General features: G+C 73.6%; 15 protein-coding genes. 6 read left to right on the forward strand and 9 right to left on the reverse strand.

What is annotated here, in order from left to right:
- Positions 1-60: 60 nt before the first annotated feature.
- Both ACWGJ2_RS12730 and ACWGJ2_RS12735 read right to left on the reverse strand, forming a co-directional pair.
- Positions 61-891, reverse strand: coding sequence for a class I SAM-dependent methyltransferase (locus tag ACWGJ2_RS12730; RefSeq protein ID WP_453346064.1), 831 nt, complete (start codon positions 889-891; stop codon positions 61-63).
- Between the two features lie 93 nt (positions 892-984).
- Entirely contained in the window at positions 985-1602 is a 618-nt protein-coding gene (locus tag ACWGJ2_RS12735) for an NADPH-dependent FMN reductase (protein ID WP_453346065.1), read from the reverse strand.
- A 230-nt stretch (positions 1603-1832) separates the two neighbouring features.
- Between ACWGJ2_RS12735 and ACWGJ2_RS12740 the strand changes: the two genes are divergently transcribed.
- From ACWGJ2_RS12740 to ACWGJ2_RS12750, 3 genes are all read left to right on the forward strand, one after another.
- The gene (locus ACWGJ2_RS12740) at positions 1833-2489 is read left to right on the forward strand and encodes a TetR/AcrR family transcriptional regulator (protein ID WP_453346184.1); all 657 of its coding nucleotides are present in this window, start codon (positions 1833-1835) and stop codon (positions 2487-2489) included.
- Between the two features lie 224 nt (positions 2490-2713).
- Entirely contained in the window at positions 2714-3511 is a 798-nt protein-coding gene (locus ACWGJ2_RS12745) for a hypothetical protein (protein WP_453346066.1), read from the forward strand.
- A gap of 259 nt (positions 3512-3770) precedes the next feature.
- The gene (locus ACWGJ2_RS12750; RefSeq protein ID WP_453346067.1) at positions 3771-3989 is read left to right on the forward strand and encodes a hypothetical protein; all 219 of its coding nucleotides are present in this window, start codon (positions 3771-3773) and stop codon (positions 3987-3989) included.
- Between the two features lie 47 nt (positions 3990-4036).
- Here the strand turns inward: ACWGJ2_RS12750 and ACWGJ2_RS12755 are convergent, their stop codons facing one another.
- The 3 genes from ACWGJ2_RS12755 to ACWGJ2_RS12765 all read right to left on the reverse strand — a co-directional run bounded on the left by ACWGJ2_RS12755 (position 4037) and on the right by ACWGJ2_RS12765 (position 9605).
- Positions 4037-4645, reverse strand: a complete 609-nt coding sequence (locus ACWGJ2_RS12755; protein ID WP_453346068.1) for an NADPH-dependent FMN reductase — start codon at positions 4643-4645, stop codon at positions 4037-4039.
- Positions 4646-5886: 1241 nt separating this feature from the next.
- Positions 5887-8844: an AAA family ATPase gene (locus ACWGJ2_RS12760; RefSeq protein ID WP_453346069.1), complete on the reverse strand. Its 2958-nt coding sequence runs from the start codon at positions 8842-8844 to the stop codon at positions 5887-5889.
- A 95-nt stretch (positions 8845-8939) separates the two neighbouring features.
- Entirely contained in the window at positions 8940-9605 is a 666-nt protein-coding gene (locus ACWGJ2_RS12765) for a TetR/AcrR family transcriptional regulator C-terminal ligand-binding domain-containing protein (protein ID WP_453346070.1), read from the reverse strand.
- A 69-nt stretch (positions 9606-9674) separates the two neighbouring features.
- On the opposite strand from ACWGJ2_RS12765, the gene ACWGJ2_RS12770 reads away from it, so the two are divergent.
- From ACWGJ2_RS12770 to ACWGJ2_RS12780, 3 genes are all read left to right on the forward strand, one after another.
- Positions 9675-11192, forward strand: coding sequence for an MFS transporter (locus ACWGJ2_RS12770; protein ID WP_453346071.1), 1518 nt, complete (start codon positions 9675-9677; stop codon positions 11190-11192).
- Positions 11193-11319: 127 nt separating this feature from the next.
- Positions 11320-11931, forward strand: coding sequence for an NAD(P)H-dependent oxidoreductase (locus ACWGJ2_RS12775; protein ID WP_453346072.1), 612 nt, complete (start codon positions 11320-11322; stop codon positions 11929-11931).
- Between the two features lie 75 nt (positions 11932-12006).
- On the forward strand, positions 12007-12582 hold the full coding sequence (locus ACWGJ2_RS12780) for a cysteine hydrolase family protein (protein ID WP_453346073.1): 576 nt from the start codon (positions 12007-12009) through the stop codon (positions 12580-12582).
- 116 nt (positions 12583-12698) lie between these two features.
- Here ACWGJ2_RS12780 and ACWGJ2_RS12785 read toward each other — a convergent pair whose 3' ends face one another.
- Genes ACWGJ2_RS12785 through ACWGJ2_RS12800 form a run of 4 tightly spaced genes read right to left on the reverse strand, consistent with a single transcriptional unit; the run spans position 12699 to position 16945 of the window.
- A complete protein-coding gene (locus tag ACWGJ2_RS12785; RefSeq protein WP_453346074.1) occupies positions 12699-13436 on the reverse strand; it encodes a class I SAM-dependent methyltransferase in 738 nt (245 codons plus the stop codon).
- Entirely contained in the window at positions 13417-14793 is a 1377-nt protein-coding gene (locus tag ACWGJ2_RS12790; protein WP_453346075.1) for an NAD(P)H-dependent oxidoreductase, read from the reverse strand. Before ACWGJ2_RS12790 ends, ACWGJ2_RS12785 begins: the two co-directional genes overlap by 20 nt.
- The gene (gene ribD, locus ACWGJ2_RS12795; RefSeq protein ID WP_453346076.1) at positions 14790-15953 is read right to left on the reverse strand and encodes a bifunctional diaminohydroxyphosphoribosylaminopyrimidine deaminase/5-amino-6-(5-phosphoribosylamino)uracil reductase RibD; all 1164 of its coding nucleotides are present in this window, start codon (positions 15951-15953) and stop codon (positions 14790-14792) included. The genes ACWGJ2_RS12790 and ribD overlap by 4 nt, the downstream gene beginning before the upstream one ends.
- Positions 15950-16945 carry a formylglycine-generating enzyme family protein gene (locus ACWGJ2_RS12800; RefSeq protein WP_453346185.1) on the reverse strand — a complete coding sequence of 332 codons (996 nt, stop codon included), beginning with the start codon at positions 16943-16945 and terminating at the stop codon, positions 15950-15952. The genes ribD and ACWGJ2_RS12800 overlap by 4 nt, the downstream gene beginning before the upstream one ends.
- Between the last annotated feature and the right edge of the window lie 3 nt (positions 16946-16948).

Genomic DNA, 16948 nt, shown 5'->3' on the forward strand with positions numbered 1-16948 from the left:
CTTTGGGGGCCCCCCGGGGGCGCGGAGCCCGTCGGGGGGGTAACGCAGCCGCGCGGGCGCTCAGACGCGCTCGGCCGACACCAGCCACGCGGGCGCGTACAGCCGCCCGTGCTCGTCGGCGCCGTCGAACTCCGAGCGCAGATATGTGTCGGGCGCGTCGTAGCCGAACGCGCGGGCGCCGCGCTCCACATGCGCGTGCGTGAACGCGGTGAGGTAGCGCGTGCGGCGCAGTGTGGTGATGCGCCATCCCGCGTCCGCGCTCAGGACGTCGCGCAGCTCGTCCTCGTCGATGTAGTGCACTGCGTCGTTGGGTTTCCCGGCCGCGTCCGAGAAGCACAGCAGATGCAGACGGCCCCCGGGGCGGCACACGGTGTGCAGTGCCTCGACGTAGCCGCGCCGCAGGTCCGCGTCGAGGCAGTGGTACAGGGCGCTGTCCAGCACCGTGTCGAAGCCGCGCCCCGCGAGGGGGTCGCCGGGTCCGCTGAGCGCGGTGGCGTCGGCGACGGTGAACTCGATGCCGGCGCCCTCGGCCGCGGCCCGTTCGGCGGCCCGTGCCACGGCGTGCGGCGAACCGTCGAAGCCGGTGACGCGGTAGCCCGCGCGGTGCAGGAAGAACGCGTTGTCCCCGGTGCCGAACCCGGCGTCCAGCACGCTGCCCGTGATCTGCCCGGAGCGCTCCAGCGCGACCACCTCGGGCTGTGGCGCGTCGATGTCCCAGGGGGTGAGTGCCTCTCCGACGATCTCGCGCAGGGGTGACTCGCCCCGGTAGAACGCGTCGTACCTGAGCGCGCCTGCCGACACACCTTCCGACACGCGTTCTGGCGCGCTGTCCGGTGTGCCGTCCGTGGGCTCGGGCTGCTCGGGGCGCTCGGTGTGCCCGGACGTGGCCATGCTGACCTCCACTGGGATTCGGGGGAGTGGGGCGCCCCGCGATGGCGGACGGGGCCGTGCGCTCGCGGACCCGGCGGCGGGCCGGGCGCGCGGTCAGGCTCCGGCCGTCTCGGCTTCGGCGAGCCGCTGACGTACGCCCTTGAGCGCGGCCGACCAGGCGATGAGGTCGTCCAGCAGCTCGAAGAGGGTGGGCTCCTGGTGCTCTCCGGGGGTGATCTCACCGGGGAGGGTGGGGTCGGTGATGGCGAAGTCGGTGAAGGCGTTGAGCGCCACCTGGCTGCTGACGGTGGCGACCTTCAACTCCGTCATGACGGCGCGCAGGTGCTCGACGGCGCGGGTGCCGCCGTGCACTCCGTGGCTGACAAAACCGGCCGCCTTGTGGAACCACTCGCCGTAGAGGTAGTCGAGGGCGTTCTTCAGGGAGCCGGGGAGGGAGTGGTTGTACTCCGGGGTGACGAAGAGGAAACCGTCGAAGGAGTCGATGGCCCGCGACCAGCGCTTGGTGTGCTCGTGGCTGTACTGGCCGAAGGCGGCCGACACCGCTTCGTCCAGCACGGGGAGGTCGAAGTCGGCCAGGTCCAGGAGTTCGAGGGTGACGCCTCCGTCCTTGACGGCGGGGTGCCGCCCCGCTGCCTCGAAGGCCCACTGAGCGGCGACCAGGGTCCGGCGCTGGGGGCGGGTGCTTCCGACGATCACGGCGATCCGGGTCATGGGGTCCTGCTTCCGTCGACTGCTGGCTATGCTGTCAGCAGTAAAGTACAACAGGTATGGCAGCAAGTAAAACGATGGGTTTCCCTTACCTGGGAGGACGGGCGGCGATGGACAGGCGCGCGAGGCCGAACGAGAGACCTGGGGTGCCCGGACCGGGGACGTCGGGACGGGGGACGTCAGGGCGGGGAATTCCCGCGCACAGCGGGCAGCCGGACAAACGCCGGGCGATTCTGGACGGCGCGCAGAACGTGTTCGCGCGGGACGGCTACACCCGCGCGAGTATCGACGCCATTTCGGCGGAGGCCGGTGTGTCCACGCGCACCGTCTACAACCACTTCCGGGACAAGCGGGCGCTTTTCCAGGCGGTCATTCAGGAGAGCGCACGACGTGCGGCCGAGGCGCAGATCGCTGTCATCGACCGCTATCTGAGCAAGGTGACCGATCTGGAGGCCGACCTCGTGGCCTTCTGCCGCGCCTTCGCCGGACCCGAGACCTCCGCGTGTGCGCCGCACCGGGGGCTGGTGCGTCAGGTCAGCGCCGAGGCGGGGCACATCCCGCGCGAGGCGCTGGAGGCGTGGCGCGAGGCCGGGCCGCTGCGGGTCCGTCGCGAACTGGGCGCGCGGCTCCAACGGCTCGGCGAGCGCGGACTGTTGAGGGTGCCCGACCCCGCCGGCGCCGCGTTCCACCTGATGCTGCTGACCACGGTGGCCGACCTCCCCGACCGCCCTGAGCCCTCCGTGGGCCCTGACGGGATCGTCGCGACGGGCACGGTGGACGCCGCGGATGCGGGAGCGGGACCGGGAGCGGGAGACGTGGCGCACGGGGTGATCGTGGCCGGGGTCCGCGCGTTCCTGCACGGCTACCGCCGCCGGTCTCCCGGCTCCTGAGACGGGCGCCCGGCCGTGCGCCCGCCCGTACGCGTCCGCTCAACTCCGTTCAATTTCCTCCTCCCCGCCGTCGAACGCCATTGCGGAATTCTGGAAAAGGGCCAGGTGGCCGCCTGTTACCCGGAGAAATGCGGGCCGGAACGGGCGGTCGTCCGGTGCGTTAGCGTGACCGGCCGGTATTCGGCGACGGGGCACGACAAGGCACGACGGGGGAGCGGAAACAGGTGGACGAAACGAAGGCGTCCGGGGCCGGTAAATCTCCGCAGGCCGACAACCGTATGACGGGCGGGGAAGCGAAGTACGTGATCATGACGGGCACGACGGACGGGGTGACCATCCGTGAGGAGGCCCCGCCGCGTCTGTCCTCGCCTCGGCGCCGGGCCCGCCAGAAGGCGCTGTTCGCGGTCCTCGGCGCGGTCGTCGCGGCGATCCTCGTCGCGGCCGGGGCCGCCGCCTACCGCTTCTGGCCGCCCGAAGGCGCTGCCCGTGGCGGCGGTGAGCGTGTCCCGGCGGCGGCGCCGGGCCGCGCCAGCGCGTCGGCCACGCCGAGCGTCGCCCCGTCCTCGTCGGCGCCGCGCGGGCCCGCCGTGGCGGAGGCGCCCGCTTCCGCGCCCGTACGGGAGACGCCGCACGAGGCGCCGTCCTCCGCGCGGCCCGGCCAACCGGACGACGATGAACCGCCCCCGAAGTCCCCGCCCGACGCCCCGTTCACCGACTACGAGACGACGACGCCCGGCACCGAGATCGTGGACGGACCCGCGTGCGGCTCATACTTCCTGTGCGCCTACCGCAGCGCGGGCCACGAGGACCGCTTCGACTTCCGCGCCCCGGAAAGCGACTCGGGCGGCACCTGCTACAGCTTCCCGTCCGGCGACCCCGGCTTCGTCGCCGTCGTCAACGGCCGCCGCTACTCGTACCACGTCTTCGAGAGGCCCCGCTGTGAAGGCGAGAGCAGAACCCTCGCCACGCACAACAGCCACCAGGACCTCCCGTTCCGCTTCCGCTCCTACACGAAGGCTTGACCATTCTCGCCCGCATAAGTGAGGACGATTCCCTTCAGCTCGCGTGAGCGGGCTCGGGGGCTTCACGCATCCGCCTCCGGCCGGTGGCCGGGACTCGCACCGTAGTGGTGCTGCGCGTGCTGTTGGTCACCGTGCCACCGGTCCGGCGGGCACGGGCCTCGATCTCCGCCGAGGCGTTGTGGTCGGCATCGTCCTCGTGCCCACAGTGGACACAGGTGAACACATGTCCGCCTTCACCCCGCTATTGCGCCGTTGGCTTATGGCCCACACGCCCCAGATCCGTCCGGAGGCCAACGAGCCCTCGGAAGCGGGGGGTCTCGTCGGCTGGACGACGCCGTCCGCGCGGCGGCCCACGTCGCTCCAGGGCGGCGGGACCTCCGTCGAGCCCGACGTCACCGAGGCGCTGACGGACGCGAACGACGGTCCACGCACGCACGGTCCACGCACGCGCGAAGGCGCCGCCGGACCCGCCCCGTGAAGGGGCTGGGCCGACGGCGCTCTCGTGGTGTGCCGGGAAGCCGGGGGTCAGGCGCTCGCGGCGGCCTGGGCCTCGCGGACCTGCTTGAGCGCACCGGACCAGAGGATCAGGTCGTCCAGCAGCTCGAAGAGGGTGGGCTCCTGGTGCTCTCCGGGGGTGATGTCGCCCGGCAGGGTGGGGTCGGTGATGGCGAAGTCGGTGAAGGCGTTGAGTGCCACCTGGCTGCTGACGGTGGCGACCTTCAGCTCGGCCATGACGGCGCGCAGGTGCTCGACGGCGCGGGTGCCGCCGTGCACACCGTGGCTGATGAAACCGGCGGCCTTGTGGCCCCACTCCGCGTGCAGGTAGTCGATGGCGTTCTTCAGGGAACCCGCGTAGGAGTGGTTGTACTCCGGGGTGACGAAGATGAAGCCGTCGAAGGAACCGATGGCCTGCGCCCAGCGCTTGGTGTGCTCGTTGCTGTACTCGCCGAAGGCCGCGGGGGACTGCTCGTCCAGCAGGGGGAGGCCGAAGTCGGCCACGTCCACGAGCTCGACGCTCACTTCACCGTTCTTGACGGCGCTGTGCCGTCCGGCGGCCTCAAGGGCCCACTGAGCGGCGACCAGGGTCCGGCGCTGGGGGCGGGTGCTTCCGACGATGACGGCGATCCGGGTCATGGGGGTCCTGCTTCCTTGTCCTCTGGTTGAGCTGACACAGGTAAAGTACAACAAGCATGGCAATATTTACAACGGCTATTGCGCCTCTTGGCCCGGCTCATGGAGCAGCGGGTCCCCTTCGCGGGGTGCGGAAGGGAATGGGGGTTGCCCTGTTCGTCGGGGGTGTTGCGCGGGACGGTTGTCCGGTGTGGTGGGTGCCGTAGGGTCCCGCGCTGATTTTTGTGCCGCAGCACGCCTGGGCGGGGCCCCTTGCGCGGGGCGGTTCGCCGTTTCCGGGTGCGGGTGGGTGGCTTCGGCGCGGCGTGTGGTTGCGGTGCGTCGCGGCTTGCGCCGCGTGATTCCGGGTTCCTGTTGGGGTTGTGGGTGCGTGGGTGGGGGGTGTCCGGTGCCGCGGTGGGGTGTCTCCTCGGCGTGAAGCTTTCGTCGTCGCCTCTCGGCCGGTGACTTTCTCGACCTGCGGGGACACCCCACCGCGTCCCCGTCCCGCCGGTGGCCCACCTCCACTCCGGGTCGGCAGGAGCCGACTCCATGACGTGCGGCGGCACGCCCCCAGCGCGGGACCTGCGGTCCCCACTTCACCGGCCGACCGTCCCGCGCAACACCCCCCTTCGCAGGGGTGCGCCTCACCAATTGCCCCTTGAGGGGTCGTTCGCGTGCTGCGGGCTTGTGCCCACCCTCCCCCAGCTACCGCTGGGAGGTGCCCCTCGCCGAGCGGAACGCCTGCCCACAACAAGGGTGGCCGGGCCCCTCCTGCACGGTGCCGGGGCGGGCGCATGGCGGTGGTGTAGCGGTGCCGGTGAGGCGCCGGTCCACAGCATGGGAACAAGCGGAGGGGGCACCGGCCGAGAGTTGGCCACCGGGTGGGAGGTGGTGCGGTGGGGTGTCCCCGCAGGACGAGCAAGTCACCGGCCGAAAGCCGAACGCGAGACCTTCACGCCGAGGAGACACCCCGGCGCGGCGCCGACCCCCACCACACAGCGACCCCATATCCACGGTCGAAACCCGGAATCACGCGGCGCAAGCCGCGTCGCACCGTCACCACACGCCGCGCCGAAGCCACCGACCCGCACCCGGAAAACGACGGCGCCCCGCCACATGACGCCGCCGCCCCGCCGACGAGGGGCACAAAAATCAGCGCGGGACCCTACGGCGCCCACCACACCGGCGAACCGTCCCGCGCAACACCCCCGGCGAACAGGGCAGCCCCCCATTCCCTTCCGCACCCCGCGAAGGGGACCCGCTCAGGTGCCCGTTCGGGCGAGCAGGCTCACGACGTTCGGGTCACCGCCGGACACGTCCGTCCCGTCGGACGCCGCGGGCCGCGGCCGACCGCGCGTCGCGCGCGCCGTGGAGGGCGGTGGCGCGGCACCCTCGGCCGACGGATGGCCGACGGTGGCGGCCAGCGCCGAGCGGTCGGTGATGCACAACTTCCGGTAGACGCGGCTCAGATGCATCTCGACGGTGCGCCGGGTGACGTAGAGCCGGTCCGCGATCTCCTGGTTCGTCAGCCCCTCGGCCGCGAGCAGCGCCGTGCGCCGCTCGGCCTGGGTCAGCGACTCGGGCCCGGTCTCCGCGTGCCGTCGCGGCTTCGCACCCGCGTCCGCCAGATCGCGCCGCAGTTCGGCGACGAGCCGTGCGGCGCCGGAGCGTTCGGCCAGCCCGGCGGCCGTGCGCAACTGGAGGCGGGCCTCCCTGCGCTTGCCCGCGCGTAGCAGATCGCTGCCCAGATCGCGGCGCACCTGGGCCTCCTGGAAGTCCGTACCGGCCGACCGGAACAGTTCCACCGCCTCGTTCAGCAGCGCCGTGCGCTGCCTGCCGCCCGCCACCTGGGCCGCGGCCCGCAGCGCGCGGCCCACCACGTGCGGGGCGCCCCAGCGTCGGGCGAGGTTCACCTCGTCGCGCGCGAGCCGCTCCGCCTCCGCGCGTTGCCCCAGCGCGAGATGGGCGAGCGCCGCCTCCGAACGCCACGCGCACACGGCCGGGTTGAGCCAGCCGCGCGCGGTCAGCAGCCGTCCGCACTCCCACAGGTCGGCGAGCCCCGCCTCGGTGCGGCCGGCGGCCAGGTGCAGCCGTCCGCGCTGGAAGAGCAGCTTGTGGCTGAGGGTCTTCGGCACGTTCTCCTCGTCGAAGCCGTCGAGCACCGTGCGCTGCGCCGCCTCGCTCTCGCCCAGCTCCAGCAGGGTGTCGGCCGCCCACAGGCGTCCGTGCGTCGCCGAGCCCTCCCAGTCGCCGGAGGTGGCGGCGGAGGCCGGGGCCGGGGCCGTGTCCTCGGGGTGCGGCGGGAGAAGGGACCGCTCCGCCTCGCCGGCGCTCCCCGCGCGCAGGGCGCAGTGCCCGAGCACGTGCCGCGCGGACTCCGCGGCGGCGCGCTGCCCCGAGGCGCGTGCCTCGGCCAGCACGGCGCGGCACGCGGCCAGCGCCTCCGCGTGCTCGCCCGCGCGGGAGAGGACGGTGGCCAGCGACAGCCGCTCGGCGGGGAGGACCGCGGCGCTGCCGCCCGGATCGGCCAGCCCTTGGCGGGCGAAGGCGACGGCCTCGGCGCGCCCCTCGCCGCGCCAGTGCGCGTGCAGCGCCTCGGCGACGGAGACGACGCGGCGCACCCAGGGCCGTCGCACCTCGGCAGCGCGTGGCGAGGTGAGTGCGGGCGGGGCGACGCCGCCGTTGAGGGAGGCCAGCAGCCCGGACAGCGCCCGGATGCCGAGCCGTACCTCCTCGTCTGCGCCGCCGGGCTCGGCCGCCTCGGCCTGGACGGTGCGCAGACCGGCGTACGCGCGACCGCTCAGCACCTCGGCCCAGCCGTAGTCGACGAGCGCCGTCGCGCGGGTGTCGCCGCCGCGCGGCGCCAGTTCGAGGACCCGGCGGAACTTGTCGGCGGCCCCGGCCGGGTCGGTGACCAGCTCCACATGGCCGAGCCGGTGCAGCAGCCGTGGCTCGTCCTCCTCCTCGCACACCGCCAGTGCCTGCCGCAGGCAGGCGCCCGCCTCGCGCAGCCTGCCCCGGCGCACATGGCTGTCGGCGGCGTCGGCGAGCAGTTCGCGCGCCCATGGCTCGTCCATCGGGTCGGCCCGCACCAGGTGTGCGACGACCTCCTCGCTCGGCGCGGCGGAGCGGTGCAGCATCTCGGCCGCCCTGGCGTGCAGCGACGACTGTTCGCTGGGGGAGAGCGCGGCGAGGAACGAGGTGCGCACGAGCGGGTGGCGGAAGCTGACGGTCCCGTCGGACTCGCGCAGCACGCCGCCGTGCACCAGCGCGTGCAGCAGATCGGCCGTCGACTCCGGTGTCATGCCCGCGAGTTCGGCCACCGTGCAGGGGCCCGCGACCGAGCCCATCACCGCAACTCCGCCGAAGACCCGGCACGCGCCGGGGAACCGGAGCCCGAAGCGTGCCGCCAGTGTTTCAGCGACCTCCACGGCGCCCATGTCCCGGATGCGCTCGGGGTCCATGCGGGCCAGGTCGGTGCCGGTGCGGCTGATCTCCCGCAGCAGCGCGTGCATCCACAGCGGGTTGCCGCCCGTCACCTCGTGGCAGACGCGGGTGAGTTCGGGCCGCACGGGCCCGCCCGCCAGCGAGCCGAGCAGATAGCCGACGCTGTCCACGTTCAGCCCGCGCAGCACCAGTTGCTGGTGGAAGCCGCCCGTCAGACCGACGGCCGCGCTCTCGTTCTCGGCCTGCCGGCCCTCGGCAGGGGGCACTCCGCGTGCCAGGGAGGCGAGGAGCGCGACGGGCAGCACCTCGATGCGGGCCATGACGTGTCCCAGCCAGTACAGGGACGGTGTGTCCACCCACTGCACGTCGTCCACGACGATCAGCACCGGGCGCCGGGCGGTCAGTTCGGTCAGCAGTCCGTACAGCTCCCGCGCCATGGTCTCGGGTTCGTCCCGGCTCCACGCGGTGCTGGCGCTGGCGCCGGTGCGGGTCGCGTCGGCACCGGCGTCTGCGGGGGAGGGGCGCTTGAGCTGCTGGAGGAGCTGGTCACGGGCCTGGTGCGCCACCGCGTACGGGATGCCGCGCTCCTCCTTCCTGCCCCGCACGGCGACGACGCCGAAGTCGCGGGAGCGCGCGGTGCGCATGGCGCCGCGCAGCAAGGACGACTTGCCCGTGCCGATGCCCCCTTCCAGTAACAGGCTGGTGCCCATCCCGGCGGTCGCGCCGCCGAGAACCTTGTCGAGGGCGGATGTTTCGCAGTCCCTGCTGAGCATGTCGGCTCTCCTCGGATACGCGTCGTCCTTCGCCTGTCGTGCGTGCCTCCGTGGTGCTGTTCGCCGCGCTTCCGCGCCCCTCCCCGAAGGGGGGCTCAGAAGGCGGTGCCGTGCCCGTGCTCGTCCCGCCACTGGTCGGTGGCCACCCCGGCGAGGACGACGGTGACGACGTCCTCCGCGAGTGTGGGGGTGACCGGGAGGTGGGCGAAGAGGACCCGGTAGTACGTCGTCGAGGCCAGCATGTCCAGGAGCAGATCGATGTCGGCGTCGGCACGGATGTCGCCCCGGCGGATGCCGCGCCGCAGCGCCTCGGCCGTCGAGGCCCTGCGGGGGTGGAAGAAGGAGTCGAGGAACTCCCGCTCCAGTTGCGGGTCGTCGGCGAGGTCGGCCACGAGCGCGGGCAGCGCGCGGCGGCCCACGGTGGTGGTGAACGCCTGGCTGAGGGTGCCGATCCCGGCGATGAGGTCGCAGTGGGTGCAGCCCGTGTCCGGGGTCGGCGTGGTGCCCAGGGTCTCGGCCAGCGAGTCCACGACGAGGTGCTGACGCGAGCGCCACCGCCTGCGCAGCGCCGGCTTGCTGGTGCCGCCCCGTGAAGCGACCGCCTCCAGGGTGAGGCTGGCGTACCCCACCTCGTTGAGGATCTCCATCACCGCGTCCCTGACCGCCCGGTCGATGCGCTCGTCGCGTGGTCTGCCGGTCCGCTTCTGGGGCGGCGGCGCGGCGGTGCCCGCGCCGCCACCGCTCCTTGGGGTGTTCACCATGCCCTCAGTATAGGTAGCATTCCGTTCCGATCCACAACGGAACGAAATTCCTTCGAAGGAGTTGCCCCCATGTCCCAGCACATCGACGAGGCAGCCGAGAACTCCCCCGGACACGGCTCCCCGCCGACGGCCGAGTCCGCGACGACCGGAGCCGCGACGACGGAATCCGCGACGGCCGGGCACGCGCCCGACGCCAAGGAGAGCGTCTTCAGCGGGCCCTACCGCGCGCTCACCCTCGGCGTGCTGCTCTCCGTCGGCATGGTCGCCTTTGAATCGCTCGGCGTGGCCACGGTGCTGCCCGGGATCGCCCATGACCTGGACGGACTCGGCGCCTACGGCTGGGGCCTGTCCGCGCTGATGCTCGCCAACATTGTCGGCACGGTCCTCGCCGGGCGCTCGGCCGACCGCGGCGGGCCGCTGCGCCCCATGGCCGTCGGCATGATCGTCTTCGCCCTCGGCTGCGCGGTGGCCGGAGCCGCGGCGAACTGGCCGCTCTTCCTCGTGGGCCGCTTCGCGCAGGGCCTCGGCGTCGGCGCCGTGATGTCCATGGCGTACACCATGATCGGCCTGGCCTACCCCGAGCACCTGCGGGCGCGGATGTTCGCGCTGCTCTCCTCGGCGTGGACCATTCCCTCCCTCGTCGGCCCCGCCGTCGCCGGCACCCTGACCGACCTCAGCAGCTGGCGCGCGGTCTTCCTGCTGATGCTGCCCATCGCCGCCGTCGCCGCGCTGCTGACGCTGCCGGGGCTGCGCCGCATCCCGCGCCCCGAGGCCGCCGCCACCGCCGCTTCCGACGCGTCCGCTTCCGCGACGCCGTGGTGGAAGGGCCCGCTGGCCAGCGCCATCCTGCTCACGGTGGGCACCGGACTGCTGCTCCAGGCGCTGCTGCTGGAGAACCTCGCGCTGCTGGCCGTGCTGTCCGTGGTCGGCGTCGTCATCGCCGTCCCGGCCCTGCGCCGCGTCACGCCCGAGGGCACCCTGAGCGCACGCCCCGGCATCGGCGCGGGCATCGTCGTGCGCGGCCTGCTGTGCGGCGTGTACTTCGGCAGCGAGGCGTTCCTGCCGCTCGGGCTCCAGGAGGAGCGCGGCATGGGCGCGACGGCGGCCGGCATCGGCCTGTCGGCGGGAGCCATCACCTGGGTCGTCGGCTCCCTGTACCAGGCCAAGCGGGACAACGGCGCCCCCGGCAGCCGCGTCGCCGGCACGGCGCTCGGCTTCGTCGTCCTGCTCGTCGGAGTGGTCATCATCGCGCTGACGATCGTCACCACCGCGCTGCCCGCGTGGATCGCCATCGTGGGCTGGGCGATCGGCGGTCTCGGCATGGGCGTCGCCTTCAACGCCTCCACGACCGACACCCTCGAACAGGCACCCGCCGAGAAGCAGGGCGAGACCAGCGGCGCACTCCAGCTCGCCCAGACCCTCGCCACCGGGCTCATCGCCGGGCTCGGCGGCGCCGCCATCGCACTCGCGCAGCACTACGACTCCAGCACACGCACCGCGCTCGTCAGCGTGTTCGCGCTCACCGCGCTGCTGGCACTGGCGGGCATCGTCCTCGCCCGAAGGCTGCGGCCCGCGCGCGGCGCCTGACGCACGAGCCGCGCACGAGCCGCACACCGGCCGGTGCCGCCCCCGTGGGCGGCACCGGCTCCCGCACGGCGCCTCGCGGCGGCGCGATGTCACAGCACCAGAACGAGAGTGAAAGGAAGCGGAACCCATGCGTGAGGTGCGGATACTTGCCCTCTGCCCGCCCCGGCACACGGACCCCGTCAGCGCGCGGCTGTTACGGGCCCTCGCCCAGCCCGGACTGGTGGGCCTCCAGGTGGAGGTGTGCCAAGTCCCGTACGGCTTCCGTACGTTCTCGGACGCGGCCGACTCCGCGCCGTCCCCCGAAGCACGCGCGCTGCTGGCCAGGGCGGAAGAAGCGGACGCCTTCATCACCGCCAGCCGCGAACCGGAGGCCGACGGGACCGAGCACCCCGGCACCGGGCCGCTGCTCGCCGCGCTGGACCGGCTGACCTGCTACGCCGACCCCGCGGGAGCGCCCCTCGCGGGCAAGCCCGCCGCCGTGCTGACGACGTCGGAGACGGACGTGGTCAGCCCCGTGCCCTGCACCGACATCGAACTCCTGCTGCTCGGCACCGACTGCGAGATCGTCGGCCCGCGCACCGTCTCCTCGCGTGTCCCCGAGGCCCTGTGGGAGCAGGCGGACGGCAGCCTGGCCATCTCCGACCCTTGTGTGGCCATGCGACTGCTGCTCCACCTGCGCCGCACCGAACGCGCGGTCCGCTCGGCCTCACCGGGGCGCGGTGACGGGTTCTACGGGTGACGCGGTGCTACGGGGACGGAACCGGCGCGGCACAACTCGCGGGCGCACGACGGAGGTTGCGGCTACGGTGACCCCATGCCACATGTGCCACATGTCCCCGCGCTCCTCGTCATCGACATGCAGAACGCCCTCATGGCCATCGCGCACCGGGCCGCCGAGACCGTCGCCGTGATCGGCGGGCTCCGTGCGCGTGCGCTGGCGGCCGGGGCGCCGGTGGTGACGGTGCAGCAGCAGGGGAAGGAGCTGGAACCGGGTACGGAGGGCTGGCGGGTCGTGCCCGAACTCGCACCCGGCGACGGGGAGTTGACCGTCCCCAAGACCAGCGCCGACAGCTTCCTCGGCACCGGCCTCGACGAGATCCTGAAGGGTCTGGGGGTCACCGAGGTGGTCGTCACCGGGTTCGCGACGGAGGTCTGCGTGGACACCACGGCGCGGCAGGCGCTGAGCCACGGGTACGACGTGGTGCTCGTCGCGGACGGACACACCACGTCCGCACGGCCCGAGGGCGGCGAGCTGGCCGTACCGGAGCGCTCGCGCGCGCACCACAACGAGATCTTCCGGCACCTCGACTTCCCCGGACGGAGCATTCGCGTACTGCCCGCTGCCGAGGTGGACTTCGCCACGGCGGGAGCTGTGCACGCCGGGCTGTGAGCGCCGAGTCATGAGCGTCGGGCCGTGAGTACCGCGCCGTGAGTACCGCGCCGTGAGCGCCGCCCGCCCGCACTGCGGGCGGCGATCCGGGAAGAGTCCCGCTCACGCGCGTGGCCTCACGCGCGGCAGCGCAGCATCTCCAGCGGCGGGTTGGCCAGGAAGTCGTCCCAGAAGCCCTCGCCCATCGCGCGCCTGCCCTCCTCGGGCACCGTCAGCGGCTCCCAGGACAGGTCGCTGAACCCGGCCGCGGTCAGGCACTCCTCGTACACCTCGCGACGGGGGTAGCCGGTGACGAACTCGACGGGCGGGTCGAGCAGCGCCGTGATGCACACGCGCGGACCCATCGGGCCCTCGCCGACGCGCTCGTACACGAACCCGTACTTGGCCATGGAGGGCCCGTCGAAGCGGTAGTCGGGTGCCTGGGTGAGGACATGGAAGCCGCCACCGGGGGCGAGGGAGCGGTGCACGCTGCGGCACATCTTCTCCATCGCGCCCGCGTCCTCCGCGTAGTTGAGGAGGTAGACGGCGGTGGCCACATCGAACGGCGCCTCGGGCACCGGCAGATCGGCCACGTCGCCCACGGCGTAGCGCACACCGAGGGGTTGCCGCTCCTCGATCGCGCGCGCTGCGGCGACCATCTCGCGCGAGATGTCCACCCCGAGGACGCGGTCGGCGCCGAGCCGCTTGATCCCGCGACTGTAGAAGCCGGTGCCGCACGCGAGGTCCAGCACCGACAGGCCGCGCACGTCACCGAGCAGCCCGAGGAAGCTCGACTGTTCCGGATAGCGCGCCATCGGCAGCGACTTGAACCCCTCGTAGGTCTCACCGATGGCGTCATACTGCTGGTAGCTCATACCCGTACCTCTCCTCCTCCGGTCCCGTGGCAGGAACGCCTGCCACGGCGTGGTGCCCGGCCGGTGTGCCTGCGGGCTCTCCGATATGACGGGTTGTCAGCGGCAGCGGTCTGATACGGGCCGCCGCCGTGACGGCTCTCCTGGCCTGGTGCGCGACGGCGGCGAGCGCGCCGGGGCCTGGGGACGCGCCCAGTGACAGCGGGTACGACGTGCCGTACGGGTTGCCGCCCGCCTCGTAGACCGCGCGTGCCGTGTATCCGGGCGGCACGACGAGCGCGCCGCCGCTGAGCAGCAGATGGTTGAGCCCCAGCAGCGCGGACTCGCTGCCCGCGTGGGTGTGCTCCACCGAGACGAAGCCGCCGCACGGCTTGTCCCGCAGCGGGGCCGGGCCCAGCCCGTCGGCCAACGACTGGAGGAACCCCGTCAGCGTGCCCGCCACCGCGCCGAGCCGCGCGGGCGCCCCGAACAGCACGGTGTCCGCCCACGCGACGTCCTCCGGTCCTGCCGGTGCGGCGAGGGGACCCGGCCACCGTTTCACGTCGCGGCCGTGCGCACCGCCACCACGTACGTCGCCGTGTCCGCCGTCGCGCCCGCCCGGCCCGCCCGGCATGTCCGCGAGGCGCCGCAGCCGCACCCGTGCGCCCGCCGCGCGCATCGCGGCGGCGGCCTCCAGCGCCATCAGCCGCACGGCCGCGTCACCGGGCACATGTACCACCAGCGCCTTGACGGGCCCGGAACCGGAACCGGCCGAGGGCGCGGGGAAGGAGCCCTTGCGCGCGGCGAGTGCGGCCAGCCGCGAGCCCAGCTCCCGCGCCCCCTCCCGCTCAGCGGGACCGGAGGGCCCGCGCCCGCCGACGGCGGACAGGCCGTACGGGTTGCCGCCCGACAGCCCGAAGTGGGGCGCGCCCGGATCGGCCCCGGCCACCCAGCAGCCCCAGTGGTAGACGGTCTGGTGCAGTGCCAGGAGCGTCGCCTCCCGGCCGCCGTGCGTGCATGTGGAGGACGTCATGCCCGTCACCAGCCGGTCGGCGAGCAGCCCCTCGCGCCACAGCGGGGTGGCGCTCTCCAGGAAGCGCTTCAGGGACGAGGAGACGTTCCCGAAGTACGTGGGGCCCGCCAGCAGTACCGCGTCGGCGCGCATCACGTCCTCCGGTGCCGCGACGCGCTCGGGCCACCTCGGCATACGTGCGACGCCTGCCGCCCCTGCCGCACCCGCCGCGCCAGGCCCGTCCTCGTCCGCCACCTGGAGCACCCGCACCCGCGCCCCCTCCCGCCGCGCACCCTCGGCCGCCGCGAGGGAGAGGGTGCGCAGGGTGCCGTGCCTGCTGTGGTAAATGACGGCGAGCCGTGGCCTCACGCGCCCTCCCCCGGCAGCGGCCTGGCGCGCAGCACGAGCCGTACGTCCTCGCCGAGCCTGGTCACCTCGTCCAGCCGCAGGCGCAGCCCGTCGGCGAGCGTGCCCACACCGAAGTCGGCGAGCACGGGGTGGGCCCCGGCGCCGAGCAGCAGGGGCGCCACGTAGGAGACGACGCGGTCCAGCAGCCCCCGTGCCGCGAACCCGGCGGCCAGTCCCGCGCCGCCCTCCAGCAGGACGGACCGCAGCCCGCGTGCGTACAGCGCGTCGGTGACGACCGTCAGATCGAGGGCGCCGTCCACCACGGGTGCCCGCAACACCTCGTGTCGTTCCGGCAGTTCGGGGCGCGGGGTGTCCTCGCCGACGACGACCAGCGTCGGCGCCGCCTCGTCGAGCACCCGCGCGTCGCGGCGGATGCGGCCCATGCGGTCGAGGACCACCCGCAGCGGCTGCTGACCGCCCGGCACCCCGTGGCCGTGCCGCACCCCGAGGTGCGGGTCGTCGGCGCGCAGGGTGCCGGAGCCGACCAGTACCGCGTCGTGCGCGGCGCGTACGGCGTGCACATCGGCGCGGGCCTCCTGGCCGGTGATCCAGCGCGAGGTGCCGTCGGGCGCGGCCGACCGCCCGTCGAGGCTGCCGCCGAACTTCCACGTGACGCAGGGCCGGGCAAGGCGGGTCGCCGTCAGCCACAGCTCGTTGACGCGTTCGGCCTCCGCGCGACGCACGTCCCCGAGCACCTCGACGCCCGCGTCCCGCAGCCGCCGCGCCCCGCCCGAGGCGAGCGCGTTCGGGTCGGGCACCGCGTACAGCACCCGGGACACACCCGCCGCGAGCAGTGCCTCCGCGCACGGACCCGTGCGCCCCTGGTGGTTGCACGGCTCCAGGGTGACGACGGCGGTGGCACCACGGGCCCGGACACCCGCGGCGGCAAGTGCCTCGACCTCCGCGTGCATATGGCCCGCACCCCGGTGGAAGCCCTCGCCCACGGTGTCTCCCGTGGGGCCGAGGATGACGCAGCCGACCAGCGGGTTGGGGCTGGTGCGGCCCGCCGCGCACGCGGCCAGGCCGATCGCGCGGTGCATCGCGGCCAGTTCGGCCGTGGAGGCGGTGGTGGCGGTGGGGGAGGTGGTGGCGGTCCGCTTCGTGATCTCGCCGCCCCTCATGGTGTCTCCGCCAGCCGGAACCCCATCGCGTAGATGTCGCGCGCGTACCAGCCGTGCCTGCGGCGGCACCTGGCCAGATCGCCGAAGCGGGTGAAGCTGCCGCCGCGCGCGATGCGGTAGCTGCCCCGGCGCACCGCGAGGTCGTCGGCCACGGCGGTGCCACCCGGGTACGGTCGGTACGCGTCGGCCGTGTACTCCTCGACGTTGCCCGCCATGTCGTGCACCCCGAAAGGCGAGCGCCCGGCGGGGTGGATACCGATCGGGGTGGTGGTCAGCGGGCCGTGCTCGGCGGTGTTGGCGTGGCCAGGCAGGAACTCCTCGCCCCACGGGAAGTCGCGCCCGTCCCCGCCCGAGGCGGCGTACTCCCACTCGGCCTCGGTCGGCAGCCGGAACCGCCTGCCCGTACGCGCGGCCAGCCACGCGGCGTAGGCGTCGGCGGCCTCCGGCGCGACCGTCCACACCGGATGGTTGCCGCGCCCCTCCTGCCACACCCCGAACGTCCACGAGGTGGGCAGCGCGGTGCTGCCCGTCGCCTCCAGGAAGAGCCGGTACTCGGCGTTGGTGACGGGGTGGCGCGCGATACGGAACGCGGGCAGCGACACCTCGTACACGGGGCACTCCTTGGCGATCCAGTCCGCCTCCACACCCACGTGCCGCCAGCGCGCCGTGACCGCCTCCACCTCGGAGGGGTCCAGGCCCAGCCGTACGGTGGCGGCGGGCACGTCCGCCATGGGCGGGTCGTCGGGACGGATGCGCGGGTCGCCGACGAGGCCGAGCACCGTGCCCGCCGCGTACCGCCGCGCGAAGGACTGCACCGGGTCCTCCGCCACGGCGACGAGGGTGTCGGCGCGCGCGCCGAGCAGGTCGCCGTGCGCGCGCAGTGGCCACGGGGAGGCGGCACGCGGCACGAAGGTGTCGGGCAGTCCCATCGCGGCGCGGTCGGAGAGGGTGTTGGGGTTGGCCATCACCGTCGGCGTGGTGGAACCGGTCATCGA

It is taken from the genome of Streptomyces sp. NPDC054796 (genome assembly GCF_053611545.1).

Bases quoted from the DNA above. Each gene is read 5' to 3' on its own strand.
- ACWGJ2_RS12730 (WP_453346064.1), bottom strand. From the start codon at position 891: ATGGCCACGTCCGGGCACACCGAGCGCCCCGAGCAGCCCGAGCCCACG.
- ACWGJ2_RS12735 (WP_453346065.1), bottom strand. From the start codon at position 1,602: ATGACCCGGATCGCCGTGATCGTCGGAAGCACCCGCCCCCAGCGCCGG.
- ACWGJ2_RS12750 (WP_453346067.1), top strand. From the start codon at position 3,771: ATGGCCCACACGCCCCAGATCCGTCCGGAGGCCAACGAGCCCTCGGAA.
- ACWGJ2_RS12755 (WP_453346068.1), bottom strand. From the start codon at position 4,645: ATGACCCGGATCGCCGTCATCGTCGGAAGCACCCGCCCCCAGCGCCGG.
- ACWGJ2_RS12760 (WP_453346069.1), bottom strand. From the start codon at position 8,844: ATGCTCAGCAGGGACTGCGAAACATCCGCCCTCGACAAGGTTCTCGGC.
- ACWGJ2_RS12765 (WP_453346070.1), bottom strand. From the start codon at position 9,605: ATGGTGAACACCCCAAGGAGCGGTGGCGGCGCGGGCACCGCCGCGCCG.
- ACWGJ2_RS12770 (WP_453346071.1), top strand. From the start codon at position 9,675: ATGTCCCAGCACATCGACGAGGCAGCCGAGAACTCCCCCGGACACGGC.
- ACWGJ2_RS12775 (WP_453346072.1), top strand. From the start codon at position 11,320: ATGCGTGAGGTGCGGATACTTGCCCTCTGCCCGCCCCGGCACACGGAC.
- ACWGJ2_RS12780 (WP_453346073.1), top strand. From the start codon at position 12,007: ATGCCACATGTGCCACATGTCCCCGCGCTCCTCGTCATCGACATGCAG.
- ACWGJ2_RS12785 (WP_453346074.1), bottom strand. From the start codon at position 13,436: ATGAGCTACCAGCAGTATGACGCCATCGGTGAGACCTACGAGGGGTTC.
- ribD (WP_453346076.1), bottom strand. From the start codon at position 15,953: ATGAGGGGCGGCGAGATCACGAAGCGGACCGCCACCACCTCCCCCACC.
- ACWGJ2_RS12800 (WP_453346185.1), bottom strand. From the start codon at position 16,945: ATGACCGGTTCCACCACGCCGACGGTGATGGCCAACCCCAACACCCTC.